Source organism: Streptomyces xanthophaeus (assembly GCF_000725805.1).
GTDB classification, from domain to species: domain Bacteria; phylum Actinomycetota; class Actinomycetes; order Streptomycetales; family Streptomycetaceae; genus Streptomyces; species Streptomyces xanthophaeus.
On sequence record NZ_JOFT01000017.1, the window covers coordinates 313,471 to 329,215 of the forward strand.

The 15,745-nt window shown below is 71.9% G+C and carries 15 protein-coding genes; 9 read left to right on the forward strand and 6 right to left on the reverse strand.

Annotated features, from left to right (window positions below):
* Nucleotides 1-65: 65 nt before the first annotated feature.
* Nucleotides 66-692 (reverse strand): YigZ family protein, encoded by a 627-nt coding sequence (locus IO30_RS0112075; RefSeq protein WP_031142138.1) that lies wholly within the window; start codon nucleotides 690-692, stop codon nucleotides 66-68.
* An 86-nt stretch (nucleotides 693-778) separates the two neighbouring features.
* Between IO30_RS0112075 and IO30_RS0112080 the strand changes: the two genes are divergently transcribed.
* A complete protein-coding gene (locus IO30_RS0112080) occupies nucleotides 779-1,183 on the forward strand; it encodes a CoA-binding protein (protein ID WP_031142139.1) in 405 nt (134 codons plus the stop codon).
* A gap of 122 nt (nucleotides 1,184-1,305) precedes the next feature.
* Nucleotides 1,306-2,172: a DMT family transporter gene (locus IO30_RS0112085; RefSeq protein ID WP_031142141.1), complete on the forward strand. Its 867-nt coding sequence runs from the start codon at nucleotides 1,306-1,308 to the stop codon at nucleotides 2,170-2,172.
* A gap of 5 nt (nucleotides 2,173-2,177) precedes the next feature.
* Here IO30_RS0112085 and IO30_RS0112090 read toward each other — a convergent pair whose 3' ends face one another.
* On the reverse strand, nucleotides 2,178-2,942 hold the full coding sequence (locus tag IO30_RS0112090; RefSeq protein WP_031142143.1) for an acyltransferase: 765 nt from the start codon (nucleotides 2,940-2,942) through the stop codon (nucleotides 2,178-2,180).
* Nucleotides 2,943-3,083: 141 nt separating this feature from the next.
* On the opposite strand from IO30_RS0112090, the gene IO30_RS0112095 reads away from it, so the two are divergent.
* Complete coding sequence (locus tag IO30_RS0112095; protein WP_031142144.1) at nucleotides 3,084-3,629, forward strand: gamma carbonic anhydrase family protein; 546 nt, start codon at nucleotides 3,084-3,086, stop codon at nucleotides 3,627-3,629.
* 77 nt (nucleotides 3,630-3,706) lie between these two features.
* Here IO30_RS0112095 and IO30_RS0112100 read toward each other — a convergent pair whose 3' ends face one another.
* The 3 genes from IO30_RS0112100 to IO30_RS43300 form a co-directional block, all read right to left on the reverse strand.
* The gene (locus IO30_RS0112100) at nucleotides 3,707-4,360 is read right to left on the reverse strand and encodes a DedA family protein (RefSeq protein WP_031142146.1); all 654 of its coding nucleotides are present in this window, start codon (nucleotides 4,358-4,360) and stop codon (nucleotides 3,707-3,709) included.
* Between the two features lie 57 nt (nucleotides 4,361-4,417).
* Nucleotides 4,418-6,949 carry a beta-glucosidase gene (locus IO30_RS0112105; protein ID WP_031142148.1) on the reverse strand — a complete coding sequence of 844 codons (2,532 nt, stop codon included), beginning with the start codon at nucleotides 6,947-6,949 and terminating at the stop codon, nucleotides 4,418-4,420.
* Between the two features lie 116 nt (nucleotides 6,950-7,065).
* Nucleotides 7,066-7,224, reverse strand: coding sequence for a type II toxin-antitoxin system VapB family antitoxin (locus IO30_RS43300; protein ID WP_078904642.1), 159 nt, complete (start codon nucleotides 7,222-7,224; stop codon nucleotides 7,066-7,068).
* A gap of 305 nt (nucleotides 7,225-7,529) precedes the next feature.
* Between IO30_RS43300 and IO30_RS46890 the strand changes: the two genes are divergently transcribed.
* From IO30_RS46890 to IO30_RS0112135, 5 genes are all read left to right on the forward strand, one after another.
* Nucleotides 7,530-8,138, forward strand: a complete 609-nt coding sequence (locus IO30_RS46890; RefSeq protein ID WP_237403307.1) for an excalibur calcium-binding domain-containing protein — start codon at nucleotides 7,530-7,532, stop codon at nucleotides 8,136-8,138.
* 663 nt (nucleotides 8,139-8,801) lie between these two features.
* Entirely contained in the window at nucleotides 8,802-10,523 is a 1,722-nt protein-coding gene (locus IO30_RS0112120) for a hypothetical protein (protein WP_031142151.1), read from the forward strand.
* Between the two features lie 8 nt (nucleotides 10,524-10,531).
* Nucleotides 10,532-11,845, forward strand: a complete 1,314-nt coding sequence (locus tag IO30_RS43310; protein ID WP_078904652.1) for a DUF2637 domain-containing protein — start codon at nucleotides 10,532-10,534, stop codon at nucleotides 11,843-11,845.
* Nucleotides 11,846-12,333: 488 nt separating this feature from the next.
* Nucleotides 12,334-13,191: a DUF6551 family protein gene (locus IO30_RS0112130; protein WP_031142155.1), complete on the forward strand. Its 858-nt coding sequence runs from the start codon at nucleotides 12,334-12,336 to the stop codon at nucleotides 13,189-13,191.
* 87 nt (nucleotides 13,192-13,278) lie between these two features.
* Complete coding sequence (locus IO30_RS0112135; RefSeq protein WP_031142156.1) at nucleotides 13,279-13,779, forward strand: hypothetical protein; 501 nt, start codon at nucleotides 13,279-13,281, stop codon at nucleotides 13,777-13,779.
* 102 nt (nucleotides 13,780-13,881) lie between these two features.
* On the opposite strand, the gene IO30_RS0112140 is transcribed toward IO30_RS0112135, so the two are convergent.
* Complete coding sequence (locus tag IO30_RS0112140; RefSeq protein WP_031142158.1) at nucleotides 13,882-14,301, reverse strand: hypothetical protein; 420 nt, start codon at nucleotides 14,299-14,301, stop codon at nucleotides 13,882-13,884.
* Between the two features lie 193 nt (nucleotides 14,302-14,494).
* Between IO30_RS0112140 and IO30_RS0112145 the strand changes: the two genes are divergently transcribed.
* Nucleotides 14,495-15,730, forward strand: coding sequence for a helix-turn-helix domain-containing protein (locus IO30_RS0112145; RefSeq protein ID WP_031142160.1), 1,236 nt, complete (start codon nucleotides 14,495-14,497; stop codon nucleotides 15,728-15,730).
* Nucleotides 15,731-15,745 lie beyond the last annotated feature (15 nt).

The window sequence follows — 15,745 nt, forward strand, 5'->3', positions numbered from 1 at the left end:
TGCCGTCTCCCCCTGGTCGTCTCCCGCTCGCTGAACCCCTCTACGCTAACCCGTCCCCAGGACGCTCAGGGCGCGTACGTCTCCCCGCCGAGGGTGAGGGTGGCGCTGCCCGCCGTGCTGTCGGCGAGCCAGGCCTCGAAGGCGGGCAGCTCCGCCTCCGGGAGGGCGACCTCGATCTCCACCGCCGCCCCGTAGCGCAGGTCCACCACGGTCCGGCCGGTGGAGCGCAGGTCGTTCTGGGTCTTGCCGGCCCGCTGGTGGTCGACGGTGACGGTGGCCAGCCGGTAGCGGCGCCGGGTGACGGTGCCGAGCTCGTCGAGGGCCTCGCCGACCACGCCCCCGTAGGCCCGGATGAGACCGCCCGCACCGAGCTTGACGCCGCCGTAGTAGCGCGTGACGACGGCGACGGCGTAGCGGACGTCGCGCCGCATGAGCATCTGCAGCATGGGCACCCCGGCGGTGCCGCCGGGCTCGCCGTCGTCGCTGGCCTTCTGGACCGCGGCGTCGGCGCCGATGACGTAGGCGAAGCAGTTGTGCGAGGCGGTGGGGTGCTCCTTGCGGATGCGCGCGACGAACTCCTGCGCCTCCTGCTCGGTCGCGGCGGGCGCGAGCGCGCAGAGGAACCGCGAACGGTTGATCTCGGACTCGTGCACGCCCTCACGGGCCACCGTCACGTACTGGTCTGCCTTCACCGCTCCACCCTACGGGGAATCGGACATGTGTCCTTTCGGTTGTACGCGGCAGCAGAGCAGCTCCATACCCGCAGGAGGCGGCACACGTGTACGGCGATCCGGCAACCATCCGCAAGATCCTCACCGAACTCGGCGACACCTGGGCCGTGGTGGGCCTGTCCAACAACCGGGACCGGGCGGCGTACGGGGTGGCGCGCGTCCTGCAGGGGTTCGGCAAGCGGGTGGTCCCGGTGCACCCCAAGGCGGAGACCGTGCACGGGGAGCCCGGGTACGCCTCGCTGGAGGAGATCCCGTTCAAGGTGGACGTCGTGGACGTCTTCGTGAACAGCGCGCTGGCGGGTCCGGTCGCCGACCGGGCGGCGGCCATCGGCGCGGAGGCCGTGTGGTTCCAGCTCGGTGTGATCGACGAGGCCGCCTTCGAGCGGACCCGGGAGGCGGGCCTGACCATGGTCATGGACCGCTGCCCGGCGATCGAGATCCCGGCGCTCTGACGGCCGCGTCGGTGCCGGTCAGCGGCGTGGAGCCGGGTCCGGCGGGGTGAAGCGGTGAACTACCGTGAACGGTGTCCGACGCTGCACCGCAGTGTTCACCGCACCGCACTGCGAGGCTCCGCATGACCGCCCTCTTCGCCCTGGCCACCGCCGTGCTGTGGGGCCTGGCCGACTTCGGGGGCGGGCTGCTCACCCGCCGGATACCGGCCCTGACCGTGGTGGTCGTCTCGCAGGTGGTCGCCGTCGTCGTCCTCGGCGCCCTCGTGGTCGCCACCGGCGCCTGGCGGGAGGCCGGGCCGCAGCTGTGGTTCGCCGTCGCGGCGGGGCTGGTCGGGCCGGTGGCCATGCTCAGCTTCTACAAGGCGCTGGCACTCGGCCCGATGGGCGTGGTGTCCCCGCTCGGCTCCCTCGGCGTGGTCGTACCGGTCACCGCGGGCCTGCTGCTGGGCGAACGGCCCGGTCCCGGCCAGTTCGCGGGGATCGCGGTGGCGGTCGTCGGCATCGTCCTCGCGGGCGGCCCGGAACTGCGCGGGGCGCCCGTGCAGCGGCAGGCCGTCGTCCTCACCCTCGTCGCCGCCTTCGGCTTCGGCGCGGTGATGGCCCTGATCGCCGAGGCCTCCACCACCCTGACCGGGCTGTTCCTGGCCCTGTTCGTACAGCGGGTCACCAACGTGGCGGTGGGCGGCGGCGCCCTGTGGGTCCGGACCCGGCGCGGCACCCCGGCCCTCCCGGCGGGTACGGGCCCGCGCATCCTGTGGACCCTGCTGCCCGCCCTGGCCTTCGTCGGCCTCGCGGACGTCGCGGCGAACGGCACCTACTCCGTCGCCGCCCAGAACGGCCCGGTCACCCTGGCCGCCGTCCTGTCCTCGCTGTACCCGGTGATCACCGCGCTCGCCGCCTTCGCCGTACTGAAGGAACGCCTGCGCGCGGTCCAGGCAGCGGGCGCCGGCCTGGCCCTGGCCGGTACGGCCCTCCTGGCGGCGGGCTAGGCCGGCTAGACCTGCTGGGCCTGCTCGCCCTGTTCGGCCTCCGCCAGTTCTGCCAGGCCGCGCAGTTGCTGCGGGGTCATGCCGTCCGGGATCGGGACCGGGGCGGGGGTGCGCAGCGGCGGCTGCCAGCCCGTCTCGGGCTCCCAGCGCCGTACGATCCGCGCCGGGGCGCCCGCCACCACCGCATGGTCGGGCACCTCGCCCCGTACGACGGCGCCCGCGGCCACCACCACGTTGCGGCCCAGCCGCGCCCCGGGGAGGATCACCGCGCCCGTGCCCAGCCAGCAGCCGGGGCCGATCTCCACGGGCTCGCTGCGGGGCCACTGCTTGCCGACGGGCTGGTGGGGGTCGTCGTAGCTGTGGTTGGTCGAGGTGATGTAGACGCCCGGACCGCAGAAGGTGTCGTCCCCGATGGTGATCCGGTGGTCGGCGATCACGTGGCTGTCCCGGCCGATCACCACGCCGTTGCCGAGCACAAGCACCGGTTCGGCGCCGAGGTCGAGGTCCGGCATCATCCCGGCGGTGAGGGTCACCTGTTCGCCGATGATGCAGTAGTCGCCGAGCCGGATCCAGGGCTCGCCGAAGACGGTGCCCTGGGGGAAGGCGAGCCGGGTGCCGTAGCCGATCGCGCCGAAGCGCAGCCGCCCGGGGGTCTGCGCGGTGACGGCTCCGGCCTGCTGCATCCAGCGCCAGCCGGCGTGGACGGCACGGTTCGCGAGCCTGCGGCGCAGGGCCGTCAGAGATGAGAACGTGTTCTGGTTCTTCGGCACCCGGCCACGGTAGTGCGCCGCACCACGGTCGTCCGGGCGGTGATCCTGTGATGTTCACCCCATCACCCGGTCCGGGGGCCGCGTGCTCTACGGTGCCGGTAGGCGCGGCATCCCCACGACGAAGCACAGAGGTAGAGCGACATGACGCATCAGGCGGCCCCGGCCCTCGTGGCAGCGGTGGGCGGGAAGACCCCGGACATCGACCCCACGGCCTTCACGGCGCCCACTTCCGTCGTGGTCGGCGACGTCACCCTGGCGGCGGGTGCGAGCATCTGGTACTCGGCGGTGCTGCGCGCCGACTGCGGCCCCATCACCCTGGGCGCGGACAGCAACGTGCAGGACAACTGCACCCTCCACGTGGACCCCGGCTTCCCGGTGTCCGTCGGTGAGCGCGTCTCCATCGGCCACAACGCCGTCGTGCACGGCTGCACCGTCGAGGACGACTGCCTGATCGGCATGGGTGCGACCGTCCTGAACGGCGCGGTGATCGGTGCCGGCTCGCTGGTGGCCGCGCAGGCGCTGGTCCCGCAGGGCATGGTGGTCCCGCCCGGTTCCCTGGTCGCCGGGGTTCCGGCGAAGGTGCGCCGCCCGCTGACCGACGAGGAGCGCGAGGGCATCAAGGTGAACGCCGCGATGTACGTGGAGCTGGCCAAGCAGCACGCCGCCGCGATGGCCCCGCAGGTCTGAGACCCGGTACCCGGTACGGGCGCATGGCGCTGCCCGTACGCGCCGCGGCCCGCCGTCCTCGACGGCGGGCCGGAGCCTCAGTCGCCGACGGCCACCGGCACCGGCTCCTCGGCCGGACGCGCCGCCGCGGCGGCCTTCTTCATCCGGCTGCGCAGCACCAGCGTGACCGTGAGCCCGATCAGGACGGCCACCAGCAGCGCCATCCAGGAGAACCGCTTCAGCCACGGCTCCGCGACGATGCCGACCGAGTAGATGACGGCCGTGGTGCCGCCCGCCCAGAGGATCCCGCCGAAGACGTTCGCGACGAGGAACCGCCAGTACGGCATGTGCAGCACGCCCGCCAGCGGCCCGGCGAAGATCCGCAGCAGGGCCACGAAGCGGCCGAAGAAGACGGCCCACATGCCCCACTTGTCGAAGGCGCGCTCCGCCATGGCCACCTGGTCCGGCCCGAAGTGCTTGGGGAAGCGCCGCCCGAGCCGCTCCAGCAGGGGCTTGCCTCCCCGGCGTCCGATCGCGTAGCCGATCGAGTCGCCCACGATCGCCCCGGTGATCGCGCAGATCCCGAGGACCACGGGGTCGATCTCCCCGTGCTGCGAGGCCAGCAGCGCCGAGCTGACCAGGATGATCTCCCCCGGCAGCGGGATGCCCAGGCTCTCCAGCCCGATCACCAGCCCCACCAGGAGGTAGATGGCGACCGCCGGAATCGTCTCCAGCCATTCCTGGATGTGCACCGGTGTGTCCTCCAAAGTCGTCCCGGCGCGCCCCCTGTGACACGCCGAACGGGCAGCCTATCGGCTCCTCACCACCGCCTTTGACTTCAGTGGCAGTTCGCGCGAGGACCGGCCCGCGAACACCTCCCGGCGTCCCCGGCCCAGGACCCAGGCGTGCTGCTCCGGGTCCCAGGACGACAGCGCCCTCGCGTCCACGTCCACGGTGACCCGCTGCGCCTCGCCCGGCGCCAGGGTGAGCCGCCGGTAGCCGGCCAGGGCGCGCACCGGCTGGTCGAGCTTCAGCTCCGGGGAAGGGCCGACGTAGACCTGGGCCACCTCCGTGCCCTTGCGACGGCCGGTGTTGCGGACGGTGAACTCCACGCGCAGCCCGCCGCCGTCCGCGCGGGCACCGCCCGGCCGGACCGTGAGCTTCTCGTACTGCCAGGTCGTGTACGAGAGCCCGTGCCCGAAGGGGAACAGCGGGGCCACCTGCTGGGCGTCGTACCAGCGGTGGCCGACGTGGACGCCCTCGGCGTACTCCTGCCGGCCGCCCACGCCCGGGTAGCGCAGCACGTCCCCGCCGACCGGGGTCGACCGCTCGTCGGCCGGGAAGGTCTGGGTGAGCCGCCCGCCCGGGTCCGTGTCCCCGAAGAGGATGCCGGCGGTGGCGCCCGCGCCCTCCTGGCCCGGGTAGTACATCTGCAGGACGGCGCCGGTACGGGACAGCCACGGCATGGTCGTGCTCGAAGAGGTGTTGAGCACGACCGTGGTGCGCGGGTTGACGGCGGCGACCGCCTCGATCAGCCGCTCCTGTCCTCCCGGCAGGGCGAGGGAGGTGCGGTCGCGGCCCTCGGTGGCGTCCTCGTAGGCGAACAGCACCACGCTGCGGGCCGCCCGGGCGGCCCGCACGGCCTCGGCGAGGTCGGCGGCCCGGGTCGCCCCGGTGGTGTGCCGGAGCCGGAAGCGCTGGCCGCCGGCTCCGCCCTGCGCGTTCACGGAGAGCCGGTGGGTGCCCGCCTTGAGGGCGAGGGTGCGGCGGCGGACGGACATCCCGTCGGGCGCGGTACCGAGCAGTCCGCCCGCGAACTGCTCGGCCGCGCCCTGCTGGACGGGGAACAGCTCCTCCCCGTCCAGACGTACGCCCGGGCGCTGCCCGGTGTAGTGGACGAGCAGGGTCCACTCGTCGTCCGCCGCGAGGCGGAACTCGCCCTCGTGGCTCCAGGCGCGCCCGGCGTCCACCCTGCGGTCGTCCAGGGCGGCCGCAGGGGTGAGCAGCCGGGGCGGCAGGGGCCGCCCGTACAGGTCCTCGCCGAGGGCGTACCGCACGGTGGAGCCGTTGCCCGCGCGGCGGCGGATGGCGTCGAACGGGGCGGCCGCGGCGTCCGGGACCACGTGCGCGCTGCCGCCACCGCTGACGAAGGGCACCTGGCCGGTGGGCCCGATCACCGCGATCGAGCGGGCGGCGGCGCCGGTCAGCGGCAGGGTGTCGTGCTCGTTGCGCAGCAGCACCGCGCCCGCGGTGGCCACCTGGCGGGCGATGCGGGCCCCGGCCGCGGCGTCGCGCGGGGGCCGCCGCGCGGGGCGGGCGGCCAGCAGTCCGAGGCGGTCCCGGGTGGCGAGGACGCGGCGTACGGCGAGGTCGACGCTCCCCTCGGGTACGGAACCGGCGCGCACCGCCTCGCGCAGCGGGCGCCCGAAGTGGGTGCCGCCCGGCAGCTCCATGTCCAGGCCCGCGCCGATGGCGGCGACCGTGCTGTGGGTGGCGTCCCGGTCGGACATCACCCAGCCGTCGAACCCCCAGGTGTCCCGCAGCAGTTCGCCGAGCAGCGGTGCGCTCTCGCAGGCGTGGACCCCGTTGACCTTGTTGTACGCGGCCATCACCGCCCCGGCTCCGGCGGCCACCGCGGCTTCGAAGCCCCGTAGTTCGGTCTCGTGCAGGGTCTGTTCGGCGGCGATCACGTCGAGGGTGTCGCGGTCCTTCTCCTGGTTGCCGAGGGCGAAGTGCTTGACGGTTGCGGCGAGCCCCTCGTCCTGGATCCCGCGGACCACCTCGGCGACCAGGTCCGCGGTGAGGCGCGGGTCCTCGGCGAAGGTCTCGAAGTTCCGCCCGGCGTACGGGGTGCGGATGAGGTTCGCCATGGGCGCCAGCAGGACGTCCTGGCCCAGTGCACGCCCCTCGCGGCCGAGGACGCGGCCGTACTCGCGGGCCAGCGCCGGGTCGAAGGCGCAGGCCAGCATGACCGGCGCGGGCAGGGCGGTGGCGGTGGCCGCGACCCGGACGCCGGCGGGCCCGTCGGCCAGCCGCAGCTCCGGGATCCCGAGCCGCGGCACGCCGGGCACGTAGGCCGCCTGGCCCAGCGGGGCCGGGTCGGGGGCGCCGTGCAGCAGGGCGGTCTTCTCCTCCAGGGAGAGCCGCTCCAGCAGGGAGTCGATCCGGGCGGCGCGGCCGGGCCCGGCCGCGCCGCCCGCGGGGGCCGTCGGGGTCGGGGGCGGGGGTCTGCGCAGGGCCGCGTCGGGCGGCACCGTGGCCATGCAGCCGCCCGTGCCGAGGACCGTGCCCACCGCTGCGAGCAGCCGCATCGCCGAACGTCTGGACACGGCCTGGTTCATGGGCGCTCCCTGCGGCGTGGGGGGGGGGGGGGGGGGGGCGCCGGGCCCCCCCCCCCCCCCCCCCACGGGGGCGCCCGCCGCAACTCCCTGCCGGGCTAGGCCGCCTCCCTGCCGGTCTAGGGGGTGTCGCGGGGGACCCGCGCCTCCGTGCGGTGCCCGCGGGCGATGTAGTCCCGTACGACGGCCTCCACCGCGTCCTGCGGCGAACCGACTCCGGCGAGGACCATCACTTCCACCACGAGCTCGGCATCGAGGCTGATGTTGACCTTGGCCACGGGTACCCCCTCCATCGTCGTGCGGGGACTCTATCCGGCCGGGGCCGCACGCGAGAAGCCGCCGCGGATTGCGCCGTTCTGCCCCCGCGGGAGTGGCCGGAGGTCTATGCATGTCCCTGGGGCCGGCCTGTCGTCGAGGACCGCGCGGCCCACGCCTTCCGGTGCGCCCGCACCCGCGCGCGCGGGGTGGGGGCCGTCTCGCTCCGTGTGCCGCCAGGCAGCGGAATTCAACATTCTATGTAATCTCGCTGCGCGCTCATGGCAATCCGTGCCACGCGCACTCCGATCCCCTTGCAGGAGCCCCCGTGCACCCGTCGCCCGGCCAGCCGCCGTACCCCTACCCTCCGGCGCAGCCCCAGGACCGCCGCTGGAATCCCGCGTGGGCCGTACCCACGGTGATCGCCGTCGGGCTCTTCCTCCCGCCGGTCGCGGCCGCGCTGGCCTTCGTCGCCCGCTGGGGCAAGGCGGCGAGGATCGTGACCGTGGCACTGGCCTCGGTGTGGTTCCTGGTCCTCGTCACCATGGGCGCGGACCCGAAGAAGCCGCAGGACGACGCGAAGCCGCTGCCCGCGGTGACCGTGACGGCCACGGTGACCGCGGCGGCCGTCGCACCCCCGAGCCCCACGCCGACGCCGACTCCGACGCCCCCGCCCAGCTCCACGCCGACCCCTGAGGCGCCTGCGAGCCCCACGCCGCCGCCCGCACCGGCGCCGGCCCCCGAACCGACCCAGGAGGCCGCGCCCCGGCCGGACCCCGACGAAGGCGGCGCCTCCGGTTCCTCCGCCACCGGCGGCAGCGTCTCCTACAAGAACTGCACCGCGGCCCGCGCGGCCGGCGCCGCCCCCGTACGCCGCGGCGACCCGGGCTACGGACGCCACCTGGACCGCGACGGCGATGGCGTGGCCTGCGAATAGGGGCGCCGGAACGCACGAAGGCCCCCGCCCCGTGAGGGGGCGGGGGCCTTCGCCGGTCCCGGCGGCTACGCGTTGGGGCGCAGGGTCCAGACGACGGTCCTTTGGATGCCGTGATCTTGCACCTGGGGCAATGACCGGCAATACCGCTACTGACCTGTGGTTTCACGTCCCTGCGCGTCCCGACACATCCCGGGGTTTCCCGCTGACATGTGCTCAGTGGGTGCTCAGTGGCGAGCAGTTGGTTCCGATGCCGCCGTAGCGGCTCCCCGGCGGGGCCTCTGCACATGCAGAAGGCCCGGAGTTGGACGCTCCGGGCCTTCATGCATCAGGGCTACGCCGACCCGAAGGCCAGTGACCGCTAGGAGCAGCAACTCCGTCCCGGTCTCAAGTTCTGCATCACCAGAACCCGGTTACCCCAATGCCTCGAAAGACTTCGGGGGCCACACCTCACCCCAGCGGTGCGGACGCCTCCAGGATGGCACAGCGCCCGCGGGCCGTGCATCCCGCTCCCCCCTTCGAGGGGATCACTTTTCAGCCGACCTCTGGCCGATCACAAGATGTAGACCCGGGACGTACCGGGACACCCAGGGATAGTCATGCGCTGTCGGAACCTCGTGGGCTGTCCGGGGTACAAGCGGCGCGTCGTGCTGACGGCGGTGTCCGATGACTGTCGGCACGGCCGTAAAGAATACGGCCCAGCGATCCGCGCCCTGGACGAACCGCACCGGCAACCACGGTGACCATCTTGACGTCCGCTTCCACGCCCGGCGCGAGGTGCACGACGAAACACGCTCCCCCTTCGCCGCCGAGCGCGCGGCCGTCGTGCGGCACCTCGTCAAGCTGGTGGAGTCGGGCAAGGTCGGCGCCTTGCGCCCCGCCGCGGATGCCGGGGAGTGGCGCCACGCCGTCGAAGCGCACCCCGCACTCGGCACCGTCCGCAGCGACTTCCACGCCGTCCTCGTGGCCGTGTCCAAGGCCCTGGCGGTCGTCTCCCACCAGGAGGCCGCCACGGTGCGGCAGCGGCACGTGCTGCTCGCCGAGAAAGCCGCCGAGCTGGCCGGCCGCGCCATCTCAACGCGGCAGGTGGCCCGCTCCATCAAGCGCCTCGCCGAGCACGGCCTGATCGTCGTCCTCGTTGCCGGTCGCGTCGGCAACCCTGCCACGGGGGCCTCGCCCGTCGTCCCGCTGTACGCGCTCACAGTGCCCCAGGTCGTCGAGGACGTGATCCCGGACCGCACCCCGAACGGGCGTGGCCGCACCGCCGCCGACCGCACCGCCGACCGTGAGCACCGGATCCGGAAGGCCCTCGGGCTGCCTGTGGATGAAAGTGGTCACCTGGAGCGACCTGCGGTTTCTTCCGACGCGTCGGAGCGTTCGGAGGACCGGCGGGCCTCTGTCCTTGTGGACGGAAGTGGTCACCGAAACCTGGGTAATACCCAGGTGGGTGGTGATTCCCCCCTACCCCCCGCACGCCGTCCGCCTCGCTCCGGCCGCCGCTCCAGCACTCGCCCAGGAAGCGGTGCGCCGCGTCCGCGGCGTGGGGAGATCACCCAGACCCAGAAGAACCACCACCACACCCGCCTGCTGCGCGACGGCATCGGGCACCACGTGGTGCTGCACCGGATCACGCCCGGCCGTCTCGCCCGTCTGCTGGAGCCGTTCGCCCTCGCGGGCTGGAGCCCCTCCGACATCCGGCACGCGATGGAGCACGGCCCTGACGGCGGCCAGCACATTCAGACCGACCGCGTCCGCAAGTCGTGGTCCTGGCTCCGGTACCGGCTGAGCTTCTGGATCGACCAGGCCGGCGCCCCGCTGCCCTCGAAATCCCAGACGGTCCGCCCCGGATGGCACTGGACCGGCTACACCGCCAACTCCTCGGCCACCCCGTCGAGCCGACCGTGGACCGTGCGGTTCGAGGAGCCGCTGGAGCCCGGCCCCACGTGGTCCGACCCTGTTGCAGCCGCCCACGACACCACCCGCACCGCGGCCGAGTTCAACCAGATCATGGCTGCGCAAGAGCGGGCCGACGCCGAAGCTGCCCGCCAGATGCAGCGCGCCGCCTGGGATGCCGCCACGCACATCGCCGAGGCCGCCGAACGCCGCCGCCTCGCCGACGAACAGGCCGCGCTCAGCCGGTACACCGACCTGGACAGCCCGATCCTGCGGTACCGCCGCGAGACCGCCAGCGCCAGCCGCCGGGCCGCCCTGCTCCGCAAGCGGGCCGAGGAAACAACAGCCGCCCCTGTGGGCCCCCGTGAGACCCGGCCCAGCGTCCAGGACTTCACCGCCGAGATGGCCGTCTACGACCCCGCCCCGCTGATCTTCGACGCACCCACCGAGGCGGAGCGCCTCGTGGACCTTGACCCGAACGGATGGAACTCATGACCCCGGACATGACGAAGGCCTTCACAGGTGCCCGCAAGACCCTGGCCATGGCCGTCGGGGTTGGCTCCCTGATCATCGCCGGTATCGGTTTCGCCGGGTCCTACGCGGCCGTCGTAGACCTGGCCCGCAGGAAGGGCTTCGGAGACTTCGCCCTGGTCTTCCCCATCGGCATCGACGCGGGCATCGCTGTGCTCCTCGCGCTCGACCTGCTGTTGTCGTGGATCCGAATGCCCTTCCCGCTCCTGCGGCACATGGCATGGATGCTGACGGCCGCCACGATCACCTTCAACGGCGCGGCAGCATGGCCCGACCCTCTCGCCGTTGGGATGCACTCGGTCATGCCCGTCCTCTTCGTCGTGGTGGTCGAAGCCGTACGCCACGCCGTCGGCCGACTCGCGAACATCACCGCGGACAAGCACATGGACTCCGTCCGGATCTGGCGCTGGATCCTCTCGCCCCTCCCCACTGCGAAGCTGTGGCGGCGGATGAAGTTGTGGGAACTGCGCAGCTACGAACAGGCCTTGGGCCTCGACCAGGACCGCTTGGTCTACGAGGCCCACCTCCAGGCCCGGTACGGCCCTGCTTGGCGCTGGAAGGCCCCGGTGGAGGCCCTGCTGCCCCTGCGCTTGGCTCGTATCGGTGTCCCGCTTACGGATACTGCGGCTGCTGGCCTGGCTGCGGCGGGAATCGAGATCAAGTGGCGTTCCGCGGCCACCGCGCCGGCGCTCCCTCCGGAAACTCTCCCTGCCTTCGAGGAGCACACCCTGGGGGCGGTGGCGGTCGTAGGCCAAGCGGTCATCTCCTACGCGGACACGCCGACCCTGCCCCAAGTCCCCATCCACCCCGAGGACGCCGAGGAGTTCCCCTCTATCCGCGCCCTCGTTCCCGCCCGAACGCACGCGTTCGCGGCGGAGGACAAGCCGCGGAAGAACCGCGAGGAGGTCACCGCCCGTATCCCGGCAGACCGCGACCTGGAGGAGGACATGCCAGAGTGCCAGGACACCGGACATGCCGACGGAGGACAGGCCGAAGAACCGTCGCCCTCACCTGCACCTGGGGGTGCGGCCAAGCAGGCGAACAGGTCTGACGCCGCATCGGCAAAGACGCAGGTCCCTCCCGTTAGTCCGGAGCCCGGCAGCCCGCTGACCGAGCGGAACGCGCGGGCCGCCGAAGAAGGGGCCAAGCGCCGCGTGACCTATGCGCTGGGCTGGCACCAGGTCCAGCTGGACAAGCCGACGACGACCCAGACCGAGTACGCCAAGCACCTCGGCATTTCCACCCGGACACTCCGCCGGGCGATCCACGAGAACACCCCCGCCTGACCGGCTGCACATGGTCCTGCTGGAACCGCCCCCGGATCGAGCGGGAGCCACGGGCCGCCAGCCCGCACGCACGCCCCGAAGGAGTAGCTCCGATGAATGGACCGATCCGCTGGCACTGCCCCGAGGACCACGACGGCCTGTCCGCCCCGACCTACGGCATCCACTCCAGCCGCCCGAGTTCATCAGGGCCAGCGTCGACCGCCGCGCCTGCGAACACATCAGCGCCGCCGAGCGCGCCGAGCTGTACGCGGGCCGCGTCCCCGCCCGCCTCCAGGAGGAGGGCGAGCAGTGACCGAGCCGAGACCTCCCCCGGCAGCAGTCCGGCCCCACGGGGTGAACCGGAGCTGGCCGTCCGGATGTTGAAACTGACTAGTTGTCACCCATTCGGCCCTGTACGGTGCTTGCACAACGTCGCCGTCGCCCGCATACGGGCGCTGACACCGTGTCGCCGTCACCCTCTGGGGTGCTGACACTCAGATAGGAGAGGTATGTCCCCCAAGGACTACAGCTACGACATCCCGGACCACCCCATCGAGTACACGAAGGTGGACCCCCGGACCATCAAGTTCGACCACCGCGCGCAGCGCAACCTCAACAAGGCCCGCGGGGCGGCCATCGCCGAGAAGCTGGTGCCCACCGCTCTCGGAACGCCGATCCTCTCCAAGCGCGCGGACGGCCTGTATGCGGTGGACGGTATGCACCGCATCTACGCTTGCCAGCTCATCCTGCTGGGTCAGGTCAAGGTCTCGAAGAAGGTCCGCGAGGCTGTCCAGGCCATCACCTGCGAGATCCACTACGACCTGTCGATGCCCAACGAGGCATCCCTGTTCATCATCAAGAACAAGGAGTCCTCGAAGGTCGGCGCGAACGACGAGTTCCGCATCGGTCTGCTGGCAGGCCACCCGCTCTTCCAGGACACCAGCGCCGTTCTGGAGAAGCACGATTTGAAGGTGGGAAGCGGTGCCACGAACGGGGTTCGCGGCATCAAGGGCATCCTCAACATCGTCGTCGAGCACGGCCCCGAGGCACTGGACCTGGCGCTCACCATCGCCGAGGACACCTGGGGGCGCACCCACAAGACCTGGGACGCCGTCACCGTCGGCGGGATCGCCTCCGTGATGGCCAAACACTCCGACGTGATCAAGCCCGCGGAACTGGTGCAGAAGCTCAAGGTCCAGGGCGATTCTGCCGTCTTCCGGGCCAAGATCCAGACCATCGCCACCAACGGCAACACCCACGGTGACGGAACCAAGGGGCGCCTCAAGGCTGCCCACTTCGCGGTCGCCTCCGCCTGGAACAAGAACCGCTCAACCCGAAAGGTTCCCGTCCCCAACATCTTCGAGTAGTCCGACCCCAGCACCATCAGGAGCCCCCGCCCCCGGATCAGTCCGGACCAGGCGGGGGCTTCGTCAATCAACAGAAGGAGAGCACCCATGGCTGTCTGGCTGATCAGGGCCGGAGGGAGCGGCGACCCGTTCCTCCCTCAGTTCCACGAGTACAACGCGGCCGTCTTCTCCTACAAGGAGGGGGAGGACATACGCGGGCTCACCAAGGAGGAGATGATCGCCCGCTTCGAGGGCAAGCCGTACCTCGACCCCGACCGCGCCGGCGAGGTCATCAGCGCCTACAACGCAGGAAGATACGCGCGGGAACTCATCAAGATCCGCGACGAGGTGAAGCGGGGCGACTACCTCTACACCTCCGTCAAGGGCAGGAAGGAGTATCTCATCGGCCGCGTCAAGAAGAACCCGTACGAGTATCACCCCGAGCACGACCGCGACCACCGCCACATCGTGCGCACCAAGTGGGCCGCTCCGGTCCTCGCCGCGGATCTCGGAGAGCTCTTCCCGTACCTGAACACCGCGCGACGCACCATCCGCATCCCCGAGCAGCAGGAGGAGCTGGCCGAGTACGCCGCGCAGCTCTTCGTCTGACCCATCCCCCGCACCGGCACCCAGCTGGCCAGCGGGGGCTTGTCGTCAGCGGCCCTCGCCCACAGCCGGCGGGGGCCTTCTGCGTTTCCGGGCGGACCTTGGTCATCCGGCGATCTGGCGAATCTGCGAAGACACCTCTTCCGTGAGACGACGAAGCGTCGCCGCAAGATCCATCAGGTCCTCCGCGGAGACACGTTCCAGCTTGTCGGGACCACCCTTCCTCCCAGTGCGGAAAGTGAAGATGGAGGGACCCTCTTCGGTATCGTTGAGCAGCCACGCGCCGTGGACGTACTGATGTCTGCGATCAAACGCCTCCTCGCACTCGTCGAGAATCTTGCACCCGGCCGCGGACGCGAGCTTCTTGCTATCCGCGATGTTCGTCCCGACCGCCGCACCCTTCACCGGGCCGTCCCAGGGCTTACCGGTGAGTTGCGCCGTCAGCACCCCGATCGCGTGCTCCAGGTGGCAGCTCTCAAAGACCGTCTTGCCCAGCAGCAGGAACAGCTCATCTTCATTAGTCATCCCGCGAGGGTACGAACGCCGGCTGCTGGGCGCCAGGAAGAATTCGGGTCGCCGTCGGCTTGCGGAACGTCGCCTGAACTCTCCGGGCCAGCGGGGGCTTCCGGGTTCTGAGATCCCTTGGCCAAGGGCCGCCGCCTGCCTGCTCCCGGCGGTACCGTCGCGTCAGAAGCGGTCGCAGATCGGGGTGGTGGATGTGAGCGGGTACATCGAGGAGCAAGAGCGGATCGGGCAGCGGGTCCGGCGACAGCGGCTCTCCGTGGGAATGACCCAGGCCGACCTCGCCGCCGCGCTCGGCCGGACGCAGGGATGGGTGTCCAAGCTGGAGAAGGGCCGGATCGAGCTGGACCGGGCCGGGCTGATCAACGCCGTGGCCGCCGCCCTGCATTGCCACCCGAACACCTTGATCGAGCGCCCGTACACGGGCGGCGGCGCCGAGACCAAGTGGCAGGTGTCCGCGGCCTCCATCCTGCGCGAGCTGCGCCGCTACGACCTGGCCCCCGTGTTCGACGGCACCCCGCGCCCGTCCGAGGTGCTGTGGCACGACATGAAGCGCCTGCTGCGCCTTCGCGACGCGGCGGCGAACGGCGCCGTCTTGAGCGAGCTGCCGGACATGCTGCGCGAGGCCCGCGCCCTCGCCGAGGTCTCCACCGGCCACGAACGCGAAGAGGCGTTCGCGATCTACGCGGTGGCCTGCAAGTTCGCACACACTGCCGCCCACGCCCTCGGGCATCCCGAGCTGGTCGCCATGGCCTGCGAGCGGGCCACGTGGTCAGCGCAGTTCTCCGGCGACCCGGTGATGCCCGCGATGGCGCTGTGGATGCGGATGTGGGACACGTGGGCCTCGGCCGACTGGGACGACGCGCTCGCCCTGGGGGACAAGGCCCTCGCCGGCATCGAGGCGGAGTACGAATCCGGTGACCCGCTCGCCCTGCGCATGTGGGGCGCCCTCCACCTTCGAGCCGCGATCTCGTGCGCACGGAGCGGGAACGCGGCCGGGTCGGACGAGCGCCTGGCCCTGGCCCGCACGGCGGGTGAGCGGGTCAACGCCTACGTGGGGCCCGAGATCCATGACCGGCACTCGGTCACGTTCAGCCTCGGCAACGTCATCATCCACAGCGTCAGCGCCGCCCTGGAGATGAGCGACCAGACGAAGGCGCTCCGGCTCAACCGCGAGGCGGACCCGGCGCACATCGCGGTCCTGCCGAACTCCCGGCTCGGGCACCACCACATGGACCTCGCCCGCGCGTGGCTGTGGGACGGCAACCGGGACCAGGCCCTGACCGAGTTGGAGACCGCCGAGCGCATCGCCCCGCAGCTGGTCCGCAACCATCCCGTTGCGCGGGCGACTCTGCGGAAGATCGTCTACGCCGAGCGGGTCGCCACTCGGCAGCGGCTGCGGGGTATGACTGGACGTTTTTCGCTGGACTGATCTGCGGGTATTCCA